The sequence below is a fragment of the Stenotrophomonas sp. genome, assembly GCF_036662295.1.
In the GTDB taxonomy this organism is placed as follows: domain Bacteria; phylum Pseudomonadota; class Gammaproteobacteria; order Xanthomonadales; family Xanthomonadaceae; genus Stenotrophomonas.
Window position 1 is genome coordinate 38,791 of record NZ_JAVWXA010000018.1, and the last position, 14,108, is coordinate 52,898.

The window sequence follows — 14,108 nt, forward strand, 5'->3', positions numbered from 1 at the left end:
GGCCTCCCCGCGCCGTACACGCATCAGAAGCGGTAGTCGGCGCTGAGCAGGAACGAGCGCGGCGCGCCCGGGGTGTAACGGTACCCGCTCTTGTTGATCGCGGCCACGTACTGCTTGTCGAACAGGTTGTAGGCGTTCAAGCGCAGCACCAGGTGCGGGTTGATGGTGTACGAGGCCACGGCATCGTAGACCGTGTAGGACTTGGTGAAGGCCGGGGTGCCCACCGCGCCGTCGGTCCCGCGGTGCATCTGGCCGGCATAGCGGACGCCGCCCCCCAGGGTGAGGCCGAACGGGAGGGTGTAGCTGGTCCAGCTGGTGAAGGTATCGCCCGGCGTGTAGGTGAGGTTGCGGGTACCGTCGGCGGCCACGTTCGCGCCTTCCTCCACTTCGGTATCCAGGTGGCTGTAGCCGGCGCTCACCGACCAGTTGTCGGTGATGCGGCCTACCGTGGACACCTCGATGCCCTGCACCGACTTCTTGCCGGTCTGGGTCGGGTTGCCGGCGTCATCGAGCACCTGCGTGTTGATCTCGTTGCTGACCTCGGTCTTGAACAGCGCCACGTTGAAGGCCAGTGCGTCGTCCAGGAAGCTCCACTTGGTGCCCACCTCGAACGTCTTCGCCTTCTGCGGATCCAGGCGGGGATTGTCGGCGCTGCTGGCCGAGCTGCTCAGCTGGAAATTGCTGCCGCCGGGGGGCTGCTGGGAGATGGCGTAGTTGGCATACAGGCTGACCAGGTCATCCACCTTGTATACCGCGCCGACCTTCCAGTTGAGCAGCGTGTCCGACTGCGACAGCGACGGATTGCCGATCACCGTGCCGACGGGATTGCTGCCACACGCCGGGCCGCGCCCGCCGCAGACCGCCGCGCTCTGGTACTCGGTCTTGTAGTGGTCCGCACGCAGGCCGGCGGTGAGCAGGAAGCTCTCGCCAATGTTGAGCGTGTCGAACAGGTAGGCCGAGGACGTGGTGGTCTTGCCGTGGCTGTCGGCGCCATTGTGGGCCCAGGTCAGGCCGGTGGCATTCCAGTCCGGTGCGTACAGGTTGGCCGCCGACCACACGCTGCCGCCGGTGGCGGCCTGGCCGAAACTCTTCAGTTCTTCGCGGGTGAACTCCAGGCCGGCGCTCAGGTTGTGCGCGATCGCACCGGTGGCGAAGTCGGCGCGCAGGTTGAGCTGGTCGGTCAGGATGGTGTTCTGCTGGTCCTTGAAGGTCGGCAGGCTGCGCGCCAGGGTGTAGCTGCCCAGGTCGGCGGCCGTGGTGTAGCGGATGTTGCCGGTCGGCGCACCATTGCCGCCGCGGGTGCCGGTGCCCATGAAGGCGGTCAGCATGTAGTCCTGGTCGGTGCGTCCCCAGCGTGCGGTATTGGTCAGGCGCACGTTGTCGTTGATGTCGTGCTCGATGCGGAAGGTGGCCATCTTCGCGGTGACATCGTCGTGGTCGGCACGGGTACCGTAGAAATTCTCCGGATCCACCGGGTGGCCAGCCAGCTGCTCGAGCGTGGGTTGCGGGGTCCAGCCCGGCAGGCCGAGCGTGGGGACGCCGCCGTCGGGCACGTTGTCCTGTTCCACGTAAAGCAGGTTCAGGTAGTAACGGGTGGCGGTGCCCAGGCCGAAGGCAAGCGACGGCGCGATGCCCCAGCGGCTGTTGTTGACGTGGTCGCGGCCGGGCTGGTCGTTGTCCTGCCACATGGCGTTGAGCCGCAGGGCGCTGGTCGCCCCCAGGGTCTGGTTCCAGTCGGCGGTGGTGCGTGCCTGGCCGTCGGTGCCCGCCGAGACGGTGCCGGACACCGCGTCGTGCAGGGTGGCCTGCTTGCTCACCATGTTGATCGCGCCCGTGGGCGCGGAGCGGCCGTTGTCGGTACCGGCCGGTCCCTTGGCCACTTCCACCTGCTCGGTGTTGAACACATCGCGCGAGATCGAGCCGATGTCGCGCACGCCATCGACGAAGATGCTGCTGGACGTGTCGAAGCCGCGCATGAAGATGCTGTCGCCGGTATTGGTGTTGCCGTTTTCGCCCACGTAGAACGTCCCCACGCCCGGGCTGTTGCGCAGGGCATCGGTCAGCGTGGTGGCACCCTGCTGGTTGAACAGGTCGGCGGTGATCACCTGCACGGTCTGCGGGGTGTCCTGCAGCGACTGGGTGAACTTGGGCGAGGCGATCTTGTCGGCCTTGTAGCCGCGCACCCCCAGCACGTGCACCTGGTCCAGGGTCTGCGGCGAGGCGCTGCCGGACTGGGCGAGGGCGCTGCCGGGCAACGCGGCCAGGCTCAGCCCGGTGACCAGCCCGGCGGTGGCCAGACAGGCGGCGCTGCGCGAAGAGGGGGAGTGCTTGCGGCTCTTGATCATGGAGAACGGTCCAGAAGGGCGAGGGAAGTGCAGCAGGGGCATGCGGCGATCGGGCGGGCCGACCAGAACGACATGCAGCGCAGGGGAACAGGCGCAGCCGCCGGCTGCGCGGGGCGCAGGCGGGGCGGGACCACCACGCGGTGCGTGGCGGCCGGATCAGGCGTGGGGAGGGGCGTGGCCGGGGTTGAGCCGCAGCGACGGTTCCATGCGCTGCCAGGCCAGCGCATCGGCCGGCCACAGCGGCACTACCGCCACCCAAGCGGTGCGCCGCAGGCGCAGGGTCACGGTGGCGGGGTCGGCGTGCGGGTCGGCACCGCCTTCGGCAGCCGCGCCCGGCTCGCTGGCCGGGATCTCCGGGGCCGGGGCCGAGGGCAGGGTAGGCGCGCTGGTGGCACCTTGGGCCTGGGCCGGTTCGGCGGCCAAGGTGGCATCTGCCAGGGCCTGGTGCGGCGCGAGCGCCCCGGGCTTCAGCCAGCCGGCCGCCAGCAGGACCACGCAGAGCGTAGCCCACAGGGCGGCGATACCGATGGCGGAACGGCTGGAGGACACAAGGGAACCGGCAGGCGCGGCCGGGCGGCCGCGGCGCACATGGTAATGCTAGTAATTCCCATTTTCAAAACGCCGCTGTTCAGTCGCGGTCGTCGCGGGTCCAGACCCCGTCGTGTTCGCGCTTGACCGGGAACCGGGCCACCGGCGAATAGGCCGGGGCGCACAGGGCACGGCCGTCGCGGATGTCGAAGCGGGCCCCGTGCAGCACGCATTCGATGCTGGCTTCGGCGGTATCGAAGGTGCCCGAGGACAGTTCGAACTCATCGTGGGTGCACTGGTCTTCCAGCGCGTACAGCTCGCCGTCCAGGTTGAACACCACGATCGGGGTGCCGGTGACCTCATCGAACGTGCTTTTCATCTCGCCCGGCAGCAGGTCGGCGCTGGCGCAGACGAAGGTCCAGGTGTCGCTCACGCCTGCGCCGCCAGCGGCTTTTCCAGGATCTCGAAGCGCAGGTCGTCGCGCTTGGGGATGCCGAAGCGTTCATCGCCATAGGGGAAGGGCTTCTTGATGCCGGTGCGCGCGTAGCCGCGGCGCTCGTAGAAGGCGATCAGCTCGTCGCGCACGTCGATCACGGTCATCTGCATCACCGGCACGCCCCACTCGCGGGCGGCGTGGGCCTCGGCGGCGTCCATCAGCTGCTTGCCGATGCCGCCGCCCTGCTGGGCGGGGTCGACCGAGAACATGCCGAAATAGCCCTTGCCGTTGTCGTCGGCCACGTGGGCACAGGCCAGCAGCCGGCCGTCACGCTCGGCCAGCAGGATGGTCGAACGCGGCCGGGCCAGGTCGGCCTGCAGGCCCTGCGCGTCGATGCGGGCGCCGTCCAGCAGGTCCGCTTCGGTGGTCCAGCCGGCACGGCTGGCGTCGCCACGGTAGGCCGAGGTGACCAGGGTGATCAGGGCGGGAATGTCGGCGGCAGTGGCCGCGCGGTAGGTCAGGGTGCTCATGCCTGCATTCTAGGCGGGGGCGCACGCGGAGGGGAGGGGCGGTCGTTCATGCGGGGGGTCGGGCACAGCTACAGCCTGGACTTCGGATACGGCGGTCCAGGCCGGAACACCTGCACGTATGCGCCCTTCGCTGAGCCCGATGGGTGGGCGTGCGGTGGCCATTACTGACGGCGTGCCGCGCGCGGCGGAGCGGCCAGCCGCGCATGCGTCAGGCGCCTTATCATGCCAGGCAGGCATGGCAGGGAAGCACAGCGGATGGAGTTGCAGCGGGTTTTCAATGATGGATCGGCCTGGCAGTTCGGGCCGTATTTCGACTATCTGCGGGAAATAGCCCCCGCGCTGCCGCCGGCCCTGCGCGCCTTCGCGCTGGACGTGGACCGTTACGACCTGCAGGGGGCGGGGTCGCTGCACGATGCGCGGATGTCGTCGTTTACGGTGATCAAATCGTCCGTGGACGGGAGCGACGGGGCGACGGTGCGGCTGGAGGTGGTGTTCCTCGACCAGGCATTCGCGGGCGAGCTCGTGATCGTCTACACCGGGGTGTCCGGCTATCGCCTGCAGGAGTCGTTCCCGCTGGAACGCCCGGGCGTGGACGTGCTGGTGCACGAGTTCGCGCTGCTGGAGGCGGAGCGCTTCGAACACCGGGTGTTGTTCGAGGATGGCGGGGGATACGTGGTCACCTTCGCCGGCTTCTCATGCAGCCATCGCCCGCTCACCCCGTCGGCCGCCGATGCGATGGCGGCGCCGGCCGCGTAACCGTTGCAGACCGGCCGCCGCGGGCGGTGCGTCCGTCAACGCATGAAGAATTCCACCGGGAAGGACAGTTCCACCGGTGCCGGCCGCTCGCCGGGCACCTTGGGGAGCGGCGCAGCGCGGCGGAAGGTATCCAGCGCGGCCTGGTCGAGCAGGGCGAAACCGGAGCTCTGTTCCAGCGACAGGTGCAGCAGGCTGCCATCGCGGGCGACGCTGACCCGGAGCTGAGCGATGCCTTCCTGGCGGCGCGCGCGCGCGGCATTGGGATAGCGGCGGAAGCGCTCCAGGCGCGCCATGACCCGGCCCTCCCAGCTGTCGCGGCCGGGCGTGGTCACGCTGGGGCCGGTGGGCAGCGGCGGGCTGGGCGGCGCGGCGGCGACCGAGGCCTCCTGCTGCTGCGGGGCCAGCGCATCCACGCGCGGTTGCGGCGGCGTGGGCGGCGGGATGATCCAGTTGGCGTCGGCACGCGGTGGCGTGGGCGGCAGCGGGCGCGGCGGTTGGGGCGGTTGTTTGAGCACGGCCGCGGCGGTGCTGGGGGTGGGCGCAACGATGTCTTCCAGCGGCACTTCCGGCGCGCTCGGGGGCAGCAGGATCAACTGGGTACGTTCGGCCGGTGGCGGCGGCAGGGAGACCGGCCACGTGGCGTGCGTCCAGAGCAGCGCAGCGAAGGCGCCGACATGGGCCAGCAGTGTGATGCCGGCGGCCAGGGCGTGCGCATGGCGGTCAGCGAACCGCTGGCGACGGGGCGGCAACGGCGAACCGACACGCAGCAGGCCGGTGCGGGGGGGAACGGACGACATCGCCAAGTGCGCAAATGAGAAGTATTCGCATTGTCGCATATCGGCGAGGGGGAGCTGTGACGCCAGGTGGTGGCGCCGGCGCGCGGCGGGTATGCGCCAGCGGCCGGCCCACCGGAACGCAGAACGCCGCGATCCCTCGCGGCGTTCCGGGGCAGCCAGGCGTCGGCGGCGGTCAGCCCAGCAGCTTGCGCACCTTGTTCAAGGCCACGATGAAGCGCTCGATCTCCGCGTGCGTGTTGTAGAACGCCAGCGAAGCACGGCACGTAGCGGCCACGCCGTAGTACTGCAGCAGCGGGTGCGCGCAATGCTGGCCCGAGCGCACGGCGACGCCTTCCAGGTCCAGCAGGGTGGCCAGGTCGTGCGAATGCGCGCCCTCGACCAGGAAGGACACCACGGCCGCCTTGTCCGGCGTGGTGCCGAAGATGCGCAGCCCCTCGATCTTGCCCAGCTCTTCGTTGAAGTGCGCCAGCAGCTCGGTCTCGCGGGCTTCCACGTGGTCCAGGCCCAGCGTGTCCAGGTAATCCACGGCCACGCCCAGCCCGATGAAGCCGGCGATGTTGGGCGTGCCGGCCTCGAACTTGTGCGGGGCCTCGTTGAACACGGTGCCCTCGAAGCTGACTTCCTTGATCATCTCGCCGCCGCCGATGAACGGCGGCATCGCGTCGAGGTGCTCGCGGCGTGCCCACAGTGCGCCGGTGCCGGTGGGGCCACACATCTTGTGGCCGGTGATGGCATAGAAGTCGCAGCCGATCGCGGCCACGTCGACCTTGCGGTGCGGTACGGCCTGGGAGCCGTCGACCACGGTGACGATGCCGCGCCTGCGCGCTTCCCGGCAGATCTCGCGGACCGGGTTGACCGTGCCCAGCACATTGGAGACGTGGGCCACCGCCAGCAGCTTGACCTCGGCGGTCATCGCCTTGCGCAGGGCATCCAGGTCCAGCGCGCCGTCGGGGGTGATCTCGGCCACGCGGATCGTGGCGCCGGTGCGCTCGGCCACCAGCTGCCACGGCACGATGTTGGCATGGTGTTCCATGCGCGAGACCAGGATGACATCACCGGCCTTCAGGCGCGGCAACGCCCACGAGTAGGCCACCAGGTTGAGCGCGAAGGTGGTGCCACTGCACAGCACCAGCTCGTTGGCGCGCACGTTGAGGAAGCGTGCCAGCTTGGTCCGCGCGCCTTCGTAGGCGTCGGTGGCCTCGGTGCCCAACGCGTGCACGGCGCGGCTGACGTTGGCGTTGTAGCGGCGGTAGAACTCATCCACCGCGCCGATCACCTGCACCGGCTTCTGGCCGGTGTTGGCGTTGTCGAAATAGACCAGCGGCTTGCCGTGCACTTCGCGCATCAACAGCGGGAAATCCAGGCGCACGCGATCCCAGTCCGGGGCCACCGTGGTGTCGGCGGCCGGGCGCGGGGTGGACAGGTTCATGCCACGCCCGCCCGGGCCAGGGCCAGGTCGAGCTGGTGGCGCAACTGCCCGGTCAGGCGCGCATCCAGTGCATTCAGCGGCTCATGGCAGAACGCGGCGCTGAGCAGCTGCTGGGCCTGGTCGGCGGGCAGGCCGCGCGAGCGCAGGTAGAACAGCGCGTTGGCATCGAGCTGGCCGACGGTGGCACCGTGGGCGGCCTTCACTTCGTCGGCGTCGATCACCAGCGTGGGCTGGGTATCGATCTCCGCATCGGCCGAGAGCAGCAGGTTCTTGTTGGACAGGTTGGCATCGGTGCCGTCGGCGCCGGCGCGGATGTGGATGCCGCCATGGAACACCACGCGGCTGCGCTGGGCGGCCACGCCGCGCCAGACCATCTGCGAGGCGGTATCGCGGCCGATGTGCTCGATGCCCAGGCGCGTGTCCACGTGGCGGCGGGCATTGCCGAGCAACACGCCATTGGCGGTCAGCTGGGCGGTATCGCCTTCCAGGCGCACGTTGAGTTCGTGACGGCTGAGCGCAGCGCCCAGTTCCAGGTCGATGCGACGGTACTGCGCGTTGCGGGCCAGCACCGCGTCGGTGCGCAGCAGGCTGGTGCCGCGCGCGCTGTCGGCCTGCACGCGGGCGTGCGAGAGCACCGCATCCTGGGCCAGGTGCACGTGCACCAGGGTGTTGCCCAGGTGCGCGGCGTCGCCGACATGCAGGTGGTGCTCGACCACGCCCAGGGCGGCGCCACGGCGCAGCTCGACCAGGTGGCGATGGTGCCAGGCCAGGTCGGCGCTGCCGGCCACGCTGACGAACACCAGCTGCAGCGGCAGGGCGACCTGTGCGTCTTCGTCCACGCGCACCACCACGCCTTCGTCGGCGAGGGCGGCATTGAGGCGGGCGAACACTTCCTCGCTGCGCTCGAAGCGCCGGCCCAGGAAGCGCAGGGCGTCGTCGCCGGCGGCCAGCGCCGCGGACAGGGTCTGCACCTGCACCCCGGCCGGCAGGGCCGACAGGTCGCTCAGTGCCTCGGCGGGGCGGCCGTTGACGAACACCAGGCGCGGCGACGGGATGTCGGCCAACAGCGCGGGATCGACATCGGCGCCGGTCAGCGGCGCGGGGCTGAAACTGCGCCGCTCCAGCTGGCGCAGCGAGGTGTACTTCCAGGCTTCGGTGCGCGGGCCGGGCAGGCCGGCCTGCAGGGCGGCGTCCAGTTCGGCGCGACGCGCGTCGCTGCCGCCGAAGCCGCTGGCGAGGGAATCCAGCAGGACGCTCATCAGACCGCTGCCTCCGGCACCACGCGGTCCTTCAGGAAGTGGTAGCCGTGGGCTTCCAGTTCCAGGGCCAGTTCCGGGCCGCCGCTCTGCACGATCCTGCCATCGGCCAGCACGTGCACCACGTCCGGCTTGATGTAGTCGAGCAGGCGCTGGTAGTGGGTGATGACCAGGAACGAGCGATCCGGCGAGCGCAGCGCGTTGACGCCGTCGGCCACGCTCTTGAGCGCGTCGATGTCCAGGCCCGAATCGGTTTCATCCAGGATGGCCAGCTTCGGCTCGAGCACCGCCAGCTGGAAGATCTCGTTGCGCTTCTTCTCGCCACCGGAGAAGCCTTCGTTGACGCCGCGATGCAGCAGTTCGTCCTTGAGGTGCAGCACGGCCAGCTTCTGCCGCACCAGCTTGAGGAACTGCATCGAATCCAGTTCTTCCTCGCCGCGCGCCTTGCGCTGGGCGTTGAGCGCGGCGCGCAGGAAGTAGGTGTTGTTCACGCCGGGGATTTCCACCGGGTACTGGAAGGCCAGGAACAGGCCGGCGGCGGCGCGTTCTTCCGGCGCCAGCTCAAGCAGGTCACGGCCTTCGAACTGCACGCTGCCTTCGCTGACGTCATAGCCTTCACGGCCGGCCAGCACGTTGCCCAAGGTGGACTTGCCGGCGCCGTTGGGGCCCATGATGGCGTGCACCTGGCCGGGCTTCACGTCCAGCGACAGGCCCTTGAGGATTTCTTTTTCGCCGATGCGGGCGTGGAGGTTTTCAATCTTCAGCATGATACGAATCCGGGGTAGCGCCACGCGTGCGTGGCTGTAATGTCAAACGAAGGCGGGTGGGTGATTACCCGACCGAGCCTTCCAGCGAGACTTCCAGCAGCTTCTTGGCTTCCACCGCAAACTCCATCGGCAGCTCGCGGAAGACCTGCTTGCAGAAGCCGTCGACGATCATCGAGACCGCGTTTTCCTGGTCGATGCCGCGGGCGCGGCAATAGAACAGCTGGTCGTCGGAGATCTTGGAGGTGGTGGCCTCGTGCTCCACCGTCGCGCTCGGGTTCTTGACCTCGATGTACGGGAAGGTGTGGGCGCCGGAGGTCTTGCCGATCAGCAGCGAATCGCACTGGGTGTAGTTGCGCGCGCCGTCGGCATTGCGGTCCACCTTGACCAGGCCGCGGTAGGTGTTCTGGCCACGGCCGGCGCTGATGCCCTTGCTGACGATCTTGCTCTTGGTGCGCTTGCCGACGTGGATCATCTTGGTGCCGGTGTCGGCCTGCTGGCGATGATGGGTGAGGGCCACCGAGTGGAACTCGCCCACCGAATCGTCGCCCAGCAGCACGCAGGAGGGGTACTTCCAGGTGATCGCCGAGCCGGTCTCGACCTGGGTCCAGGTGACCTTGCTGCGCGCGCCCCGGCATTCGGCACGCTTGGTGACGAAGTTGTAGATGCCGCCCACGCCGTTCTCATCGCCCGGGTACCAGTTCTGCACCGTGGAGTACTTGATCTCGGCATCGTCCAGCGCGACCAGCTCGACCACCGCGGCGTGCAGCTGGTTCTCATCGCGCATCGGCGCGGTGCAGCCTTCCAGGTAGGACACGTAGGCCTTGTCCTCGCAGATGATCAGGGTGCGCTCGAACTGCCCGGTGTGGCCGGCGTTGATGCGGAAGTAGGTGCTCAGTTCCATCGGGCAACGCACGCCCCGGGGGATGAACACGAAGCTGCCATCGGAGAACACCGCCGAGTTGAGCGCGGCAAAGTAGTTGTCGCCCACCGGCACCACGGTGCCCAGGTACTGCCTGACCAGCTCCGGGTGTTCCTTGATGGCTTCGGACATGGAGCAGAAGATCACGCCCTTCTCGGCCAGTTCCTTGCGGAAGGTGGTGCCCACCGAAACCGAATCGAACACCGCATCCACGGCCACGCCGGCCAGCTTGGCGCGCTCGTGCAGCGGCACGCCCAGCTTGTCGTAGGTGTCCAGCAGCTCCTTGGGCACCTCGTCCAGCGAGGCGTACTTGGGCCCCTTGGGCGCGGAGTAGTAGCTGAGCGCCTGCAGGTCGATCGCGGCGATCTGCAGCTTGGCCCAGTCCGGCATCGGCATGGTCAGGAAGTGACGGTAGGCGTCCAGGCGCCACTGCGTCATCCATTCCGGCTCGTCCTTCTTGGCCGACAGGGCACGGATGGTGTCCTCGTCCAGGCCGGGCGGCAGCGAATCCGATTCGATCTCGGTGATGAAGCCCGCCGCATACTTGCGGCCGAGCTGCTCGTGGATCTCGCGGTTGGGGGTATCGCCGGGGGCGACGGTGTCGAGGATATCGGTGGCCATGGGGGCTGCCTGTGGATCAGGAGACGACATCCGCCGCGATCACGCGGCGGGGGGCGTCAACAAGGGGAAGAGGGGGCAGGATCTGCGCCAGGCTGACCGCGCGCAGTGCTTCGGACACCACGTCGTTGATCAACCGCCAGCTGCTGCGCGCGCCGCACTGCAGCTCGCGTCCGCACTGGCTGTGGTCGTGGGCGCACTCGGTCAGGCCCAGCGGGCCCTCCATGGCTTCCACGATCTCGAACAGGGTGATCTGGGCGGCCGGGCGGGTCAGCCGGTAGCCGCCGCGGACGCCGCGCAGGCCTTCGACCAGCCCGGCCTGGGCCAGCGGCTTGAGCAGCTTGCTGACGGTGGGCGGTTCGAGGCTGGCGAACTCGGCCAGTTCGGTCGCACTGAGCACCTCGCCCGGACGGGCGGCGAGCACGGTCAACACGACGGTGGCGTAATCGGTGAGCTTGGTAACGCGGAGCATGGGGAGGGCAGAGCCGTAAAGCGGACTGAAATTGTACGCTTTTATCCCCGGGCATCCAACCCACCCCGTTCAGGGGCGTTCCGGGTCCGGCCACGGAGGGCCGGGGGAGGGCATCGCTTTGGCAATCACAAAGATTAAGCGAGAATCGAACCCACCCCTTCCGCAACGGCCAGCCACATGCCCAAGAAGATCCAAGCCCGCAAGTCCTCCATCCACGGCAACGGCGTGTTCGCGCTGGCGCCGATCAAGCAGGGCGAGCGGGTCATCCAGTACAAGGGGCTGCTGCGCAGCCACGCCGACGTGGATGCCGATGATACCGGGGACGTGGAAAGCGGTCATACCTTCCTGTTCACGCTGAACGATGATTACGTGATCGATGCCAACTACAAGGGCAATGACGCGCGCTGGTTGAACCACAGCTGCGCGCCCAACTGCGAGGCGGTGATCGAGGAAGCCGAGGGCGACGACCGCCGCGAGGACAAGGTGTTCATCGAGGCGATCAAGGACATCCAGCCCGGCGACGAGCTGACCTACAACTACGGCATCACCCTGGCCGAGCGCCACACCGCGCGCCTGAAGAAGATCTGGGAATGCCGCTGCGGTGCGAAGAAGTGCACCGGGACGATGCTGCAGCCCAAGCGCTGAGCACGCGGCGGGCGGCCCGCCACGAGCGCGGCGGTGTGACTGCCGACGCGCCGTGCACATGCCGGTCACCGCTGCCCAATGCGTGCCTGCGCAGACTGGAGGCTCCTTTCACTGGAGCCTTCCATGGCACACGCACTCGACGGAAAGAACGTGGCGATCCTGGCCACCGACGGTTTTGAACAGTCCGAACTGCAGGAGCCCAAGCGGCTGCTGGAATCCTGGGGCGCCACCACCACGGTGATCGCGCCCGGCGACAGCGCGACGATCCGCGGCTGGAAGGACAAGGACTGGGGCGAACAGGTGGCGGTCGACCAGCCGCTGGCCAGCGCCCGTGCCGATGCCTACGACGCCCTGGTGCTGCCGGGCGGGGTGATCAATCCCGATGCGCTGCGCATCGATGCGCAGGCGGTGGCCTTCATCCAGGCCTTTGGCGCCAGTGGCAAGCCGGTCGCCGCGATCTGCCACGGGCCGTGGTTGCTGGTGGAATCCGGGTTGGCCAAGGGCCGTGCGGTGACCTCGTGGCCGTCGCTGAAGACCGACCTGGGCAATGCCGGGGCGCAATGGCGCGATGCCGAGGTGGTGGTGGACGGCAACCTGATCACCAGCCGCAAACCGGATGATATTCCGGCCTTTGCCGATGCGGTGGGGAAGGCGTTGGTAGGGTGAGTGGCGGGGTGCCGACCCACGGTCGGCACCCACGGGTGACGATCGGTATTACCGGCCGAGTACGCCTGCCGGGACGAGGGCGCCCAGGTCCTGGTTGAAGGTGACCACCAGCTTGCCGTTCTGCACCTGGGCCGACTGCACCTGCAGCGCGCCGAGCACGCTGGCCACGGTGGGGTCGATCTTGTAGATCGGCTCGCGGCGCGCGTAGTCGGTCAGCCAGGCATTGAGCAGGCCGCGCGTGCGCGAATCGAGGCGGCCGCCATTGTTGGCCGGGGTGAAGTCATCCACCGTGGGCTGGTCCAGGTGGAAGCCTTGGGTCTGGGCGTCATAGCGCAGACCGCTGCTCAGCTTGACCTTGCCCAGCGCGGCCGGCGCACTGCCGGCGGTGGCCATGGCCACGTCGAAGCCGAGATCGAGCCGGTTGCCCTGCGGCAGGGTGAGCTTGGGATGGCTCATGGTCATGGCGATCAGGCCGCCCAGCGCGTCCTGGGTGCGCGGGAAACTGCCATCCAGATACTGCTGGACGTCGCTGGCACCGACCGAGAGCTGGCGGCCGGAGACGCTGGGGGCGGCCTGGGCGCCGACGGCGGCGGCGATGAGCACGGTGCAGGCGGCGAGGCGGGTCAACAGCGGGCGTGCGTTCATGGGGTCATGCCGGGGAAGGTGAGAGGCCAACGATAGCGCCTTCGGCTGAATCCAGCTTGGACGCCGCGCGCGTTGACCGGGCGCGGCTCAGTCGAGCACCGGTTGCAGGGAGGCGGCAAAGATTTCCCAGCCACTGCCATCGGGCCTGGGGCGCAGGCGGTACCAGCCGGTATAGCGCTGCACGCCGTCGTGGGTGGCGGCACGGATGTTGACGGGCACTTCGCGCAGCCGGGAGGGGGTTTCGTCGTCGCGCGCGATGGGCAGGCCGGTGTCCACGCGCAGGGTGCGCAGGCCGGGGAGGTCGCGCAGGGCGGCATCGGCGCCGCTGGCACTGTGGCTGCCACTCCAGTACGCGTCGGCGGCGCTGCGATCGCCGCGCATGACGGCGTTGAGATACTGGCGCACGACCTTGCCTTCGTTGTCGGCGCCGGCGGCGACGGCGCTGAGGACGGGCACGGGAATATCGGCGAGCGTCGGGTCGCTGGCGGGGTCCTGCGCGGGATCGGCGGCGGCGTGGGCGGGCGGACGGTCCTGGCCGGTATCACGTTGGCAGGAACAGCCGCCGAGCAGGAGCGGCAGCAGGAACAAGGCACGGCGCATGGCAGTCTCTCCCCCGGGGAAGGGGAGAGTGTAGCGGTGGGGCGACCGGCTCAGGGGGCGTGCTGGATGTCCTGCAGGGCGTCCAGGACCTGGCCGAGTTGCGGTTGCAGGCGGGTGAGCGGGTGCGCAGGCTCCTGGGCGTGGCGTTGGGCAAGGTCGTGCAGGAGCTGGGTGGCGACGATGGCCGCAGCGCGTTCGTCGCCGCTGAGGCCGGTCTGGCGGCGGGCGACTTCAAGCAGGCGCATCCAGTCCTGCTGGGCGCGGTGTTCCAGTTCGATCGTGCAGCGGCCACTGCACTGCACGCCGTCTTTTTCAATCGGGGTGACGGTAATGCGGTAACGCTGGGAAGGGCTGGTCATGGCGGCGCGCGTTGGGGGGACGGATCCACCATAGGGGCGGCCGTGGCCGGGAGCGACGGGTGCGGTCGCACGCAGTGTTCCACCTTGTGCGTTCCAGCAGCGGGCGCTGGCCCGCCAAGGGCCGTGGCAGCAGGTTCTGCGCGCGTCCTGGCGTTGGTTTTTGTGTTGGGCAACGCTGTGTTGCGCTGTGATGGGGGTATGGGGGATTGGTTCAAGACGGCTACAGAGCGACGAGCCGGCGAGCGCGTTGCCCTACGTGTGAGGGCGGGTACGGGCGGGGGTGCGGGACACGCTGCAAGTCCCGCTCCGCGGCCCGGCCCAGCCGCTGGCGGCTGTGCGT

General features: G+C 68.9%; 16 protein-coding genes. 3 read left to right on the plus strand and 13 right to left on the minus strand.

Annotated features, from left to right (window positions below):
• Nucleotides 1-23 precede the first annotated feature (23 nt).
• The 4 genes from RSA25_RS05660 to RSA25_RS05675 form a co-directional block, all read right to left on the minus strand.
• Entirely contained in the window at nt 24-2,345 is a 2,322-nt protein-coding gene (locus RSA25_RS05660) for a catecholate siderophore receptor Fiu (protein ID WP_332807928.1), read from the minus strand.
• 156 nt (nt 2,346-2,501) lie between these two features.
• A complete protein-coding gene (locus RSA25_RS05665; protein WP_332807929.1) occupies nt 2,502-2,894 on the minus strand; it encodes a hypothetical protein in 393 nt (130 codons plus the stop codon).
• A gap of 79 nt (nt 2,895-2,973) precedes the next feature.
• Nucleotides 2,974-3,306, minus strand: a complete 333-nt coding sequence (locus RSA25_RS05670; RefSeq protein WP_332807930.1) for a non-heme iron oxygenase ferredoxin subunit — start codon at nt 3,304-3,306, stop codon at nt 2,974-2,976.
• Nucleotides 3,303-3,839 (minus strand): GNAT family N-acetyltransferase, encoded by a 537-nt coding sequence (locus RSA25_RS05675; RefSeq protein ID WP_332807931.1) that lies wholly within the window; start codon nt 3,837-3,839, stop codon nt 3,303-3,305. The genes RSA25_RS05670 and RSA25_RS05675 overlap by 4 nt, the downstream gene beginning before the upstream one ends.
• A gap of 255 nt (nt 3,840-4,094) precedes the next feature.
• Between RSA25_RS05675 and RSA25_RS05680 the strand changes: the two genes are divergently transcribed.
• Nucleotides 4,095-4,595 (plus strand): hypothetical protein, encoded by a 501-nt coding sequence (locus tag RSA25_RS05680; RefSeq protein WP_332807932.1) that lies wholly within the window; start codon nt 4,095-4,097, stop codon nt 4,593-4,595.
• 35 nt (nt 4,596-4,630) lie between these two features.
• Here RSA25_RS05680 and RSA25_RS05685 read toward each other — a convergent pair whose 3' ends face one another.
• The 6 genes from RSA25_RS05685 to RSA25_RS05710 all read right to left on the minus strand — a co-directional run bounded on the left by RSA25_RS05685 (nt 4,631) and on the right by RSA25_RS05710 (nt 10,853).
• The gene (locus RSA25_RS05685; RefSeq protein WP_332807933.1) at nt 4,631-5,392 is read right to left on the minus strand and encodes an energy transducer TonB; all 762 of its coding nucleotides are present in this window, start codon (nt 5,390-5,392) and stop codon (nt 4,631-4,633) included.
• 172 nt (nt 5,393-5,564) lie between these two features.
• Nucleotides 5,565-6,821, minus strand: a complete 1,257-nt coding sequence (locus RSA25_RS05690) for a cysteine desulfurase (protein WP_332807934.1) — start codon at nt 6,819-6,821, stop codon at nt 5,565-5,567.
• A complete protein-coding gene (gene sufD, locus RSA25_RS05695) occupies nt 6,818-8,080 on the minus strand; it encodes a Fe-S cluster assembly protein SufD (protein WP_332807935.1) in 1,263 nt (420 codons plus the stop codon). Before sufD ends, RSA25_RS05690 begins: the two co-directional genes overlap by 4 nt.
• On the minus strand, nt 8,080-8,844 hold the full coding sequence (gene sufC / locus RSA25_RS05700) for a Fe-S cluster assembly ATPase SufC (RefSeq protein WP_332807936.1): 765 nt from the start codon (nt 8,842-8,844) through the stop codon (nt 8,080-8,082). Before sufC ends, sufD begins: the two co-directional genes overlap by 1 nt.
• 64 nt (nt 8,845-8,908) lie before the next feature.
• Nucleotides 8,909-10,384 (minus strand): Fe-S cluster assembly protein SufB, encoded by a 1,476-nt coding sequence (gene sufB, locus RSA25_RS05705; RefSeq protein WP_332807937.1) that lies wholly within the window; start codon nt 10,382-10,384, stop codon nt 8,909-8,911.
• Nucleotides 10,385-10,400: 16 nt separating this feature from the next.
• Nucleotides 10,401-10,853, minus strand: a complete 453-nt coding sequence (locus RSA25_RS05710; protein WP_332807938.1) for an SUF system Fe-S cluster assembly regulator — start codon at nt 10,851-10,853, stop codon at nt 10,401-10,403.
• A 177-nt stretch (nt 10,854-11,030) separates the two neighbouring features.
• Between RSA25_RS05710 and RSA25_RS05715 the strand changes: the two genes are divergently transcribed.
• Entirely contained in the window at nt 11,031-11,498 is a 468-nt protein-coding gene (locus RSA25_RS05715) for an SET domain-containing protein-lysine N-methyltransferase (RefSeq protein WP_332807939.1), read from the plus strand.
• 123 nt (nt 11,499-11,621) lie between these two features.
• Complete coding sequence (locus tag RSA25_RS05720; protein ID WP_332807940.1) at nt 11,622-12,164, plus strand: type 1 glutamine amidotransferase domain-containing protein; 543 nt, start codon at nt 11,622-11,624, stop codon at nt 12,162-12,164.
• 48 nt (nt 12,165-12,212) lie between these two features.
• Here the strand turns inward: RSA25_RS05720 and RSA25_RS05725 are convergent, their stop codons facing one another.
• The 3 genes from RSA25_RS05725 to RSA25_RS05735 all read right to left on the minus strand — a co-directional run bounded on the left by RSA25_RS05725 (nt 12,213) and on the right by RSA25_RS05735 (nt 13,768).
• Nucleotides 12,213-12,809: a DUF1439 domain-containing protein gene (locus RSA25_RS05725; protein ID WP_332807941.1), complete on the minus strand. Its 597-nt coding sequence runs from the start codon at nt 12,807-12,809 to the stop codon at nt 12,213-12,215.
• A gap of 87 nt (nt 12,810-12,896) precedes the next feature.
• The gene (locus tag RSA25_RS05730) at nt 12,897-13,409 is read right to left on the minus strand and encodes a hypothetical protein (protein ID WP_332807942.1); all 513 of its coding nucleotides are present in this window, start codon (nt 13,407-13,409) and stop codon (nt 12,897-12,899) included.
• Between the two features lie 50 nt (nt 13,410-13,459).
• Nucleotides 13,460-13,768, minus strand: a complete 309-nt coding sequence (locus tag RSA25_RS05735) for a DUF3861 family protein (RefSeq protein ID WP_332807943.1) — start codon at nt 13,766-13,768, stop codon at nt 13,460-13,462.
• Between the last annotated feature and the right edge of the window lie 340 nt (nt 13,769-14,108).

What these genes read in the sequence shown, in the direction of transcription:
- RSA25_RS05660 (WP_332807928.1), bottom strand. Translation starts at nt 2,345, where the DNA reads ATGATCAAGAGCCGCAAGCACTCCCCCTCTTCGCGCAGCGCCGCCTGT.
- RSA25_RS05675 (WP_332807931.1), bottom strand. Translation starts at nt 3,839, where the DNA reads ATGAGCACCCTGACCTACCGCGCGGCCACTGCCGCCGACATTCCCGCC.
- RSA25_RS05680 (WP_332807932.1), top strand. Translation starts at nt 4,095, where the DNA reads ATGGAGTTGCAGCGGGTTTTCAATGATGGATCGGCCTGGCAGTTCGGG.
- RSA25_RS05685 (WP_332807933.1), bottom strand. Translation starts at nt 5,392, where the DNA reads ATGTCGTCCGTTCCCCCCCGCACCGGCCTGCTGCGTGTCGGTTCGCCG.
- RSA25_RS05690 (WP_332807934.1), bottom strand. Translation starts at nt 6,821, where the DNA reads ATGAACCTGTCCACCCCGCGCCCGGCCGCCGACACCACGGTGGCCCCG.
- sufD (WP_332807935.1), bottom strand. Translation starts at nt 8,080, where the DNA reads ATGAGCGTCCTGCTGGATTCCCTCGCCAGCGGCTTCGGCGGCAGCGAC.
- sufC (WP_332807936.1), bottom strand. Translation starts at nt 8,844, where the DNA reads ATGCTGAAGATTGAAAACCTCCACGCCCGCATCGGCGAAAAAGAAATC.
- sufB (WP_332807937.1), bottom strand. Translation starts at nt 10,384, where the DNA reads ATGGCCACCGATATCCTCGACACCGTCGCCCCCGGCGATACCCCCAAC.
- RSA25_RS05710 (WP_332807938.1), bottom strand. Translation starts at nt 10,853, where the DNA reads ATGCTCCGCGTTACCAAGCTCACCGATTACGCCACCGTCGTGTTGACC.
- RSA25_RS05715 (WP_332807939.1), top strand. Translation starts at nt 11,031, where the DNA reads ATGCCCAAGAAGATCCAAGCCCGCAAGTCCTCCATCCACGGCAACGGC.
- RSA25_RS05720 (WP_332807940.1), top strand. Translation starts at nt 11,622, where the DNA reads ATGGCACACGCACTCGACGGAAAGAACGTGGCGATCCTGGCCACCGAC.
- RSA25_RS05725 (WP_332807941.1), bottom strand. Translation starts at nt 12,809, where the DNA reads ATGAACGCACGCCCGCTGTTGACCCGCCTCGCCGCCTGCACCGTGCTC.
- RSA25_RS05730 (WP_332807942.1), bottom strand. Translation starts at nt 13,409, where the DNA reads ATGCGCCGTGCCTTGTTCCTGCTGCCGCTCCTGCTCGGCGGCTGTTCC.
- RSA25_RS05735 (WP_332807943.1), bottom strand. Translation starts at nt 13,768, where the DNA reads ATGACCAGCCCTTCCCAGCGTTACCGCATTACCGTCACCCCGATTGAA.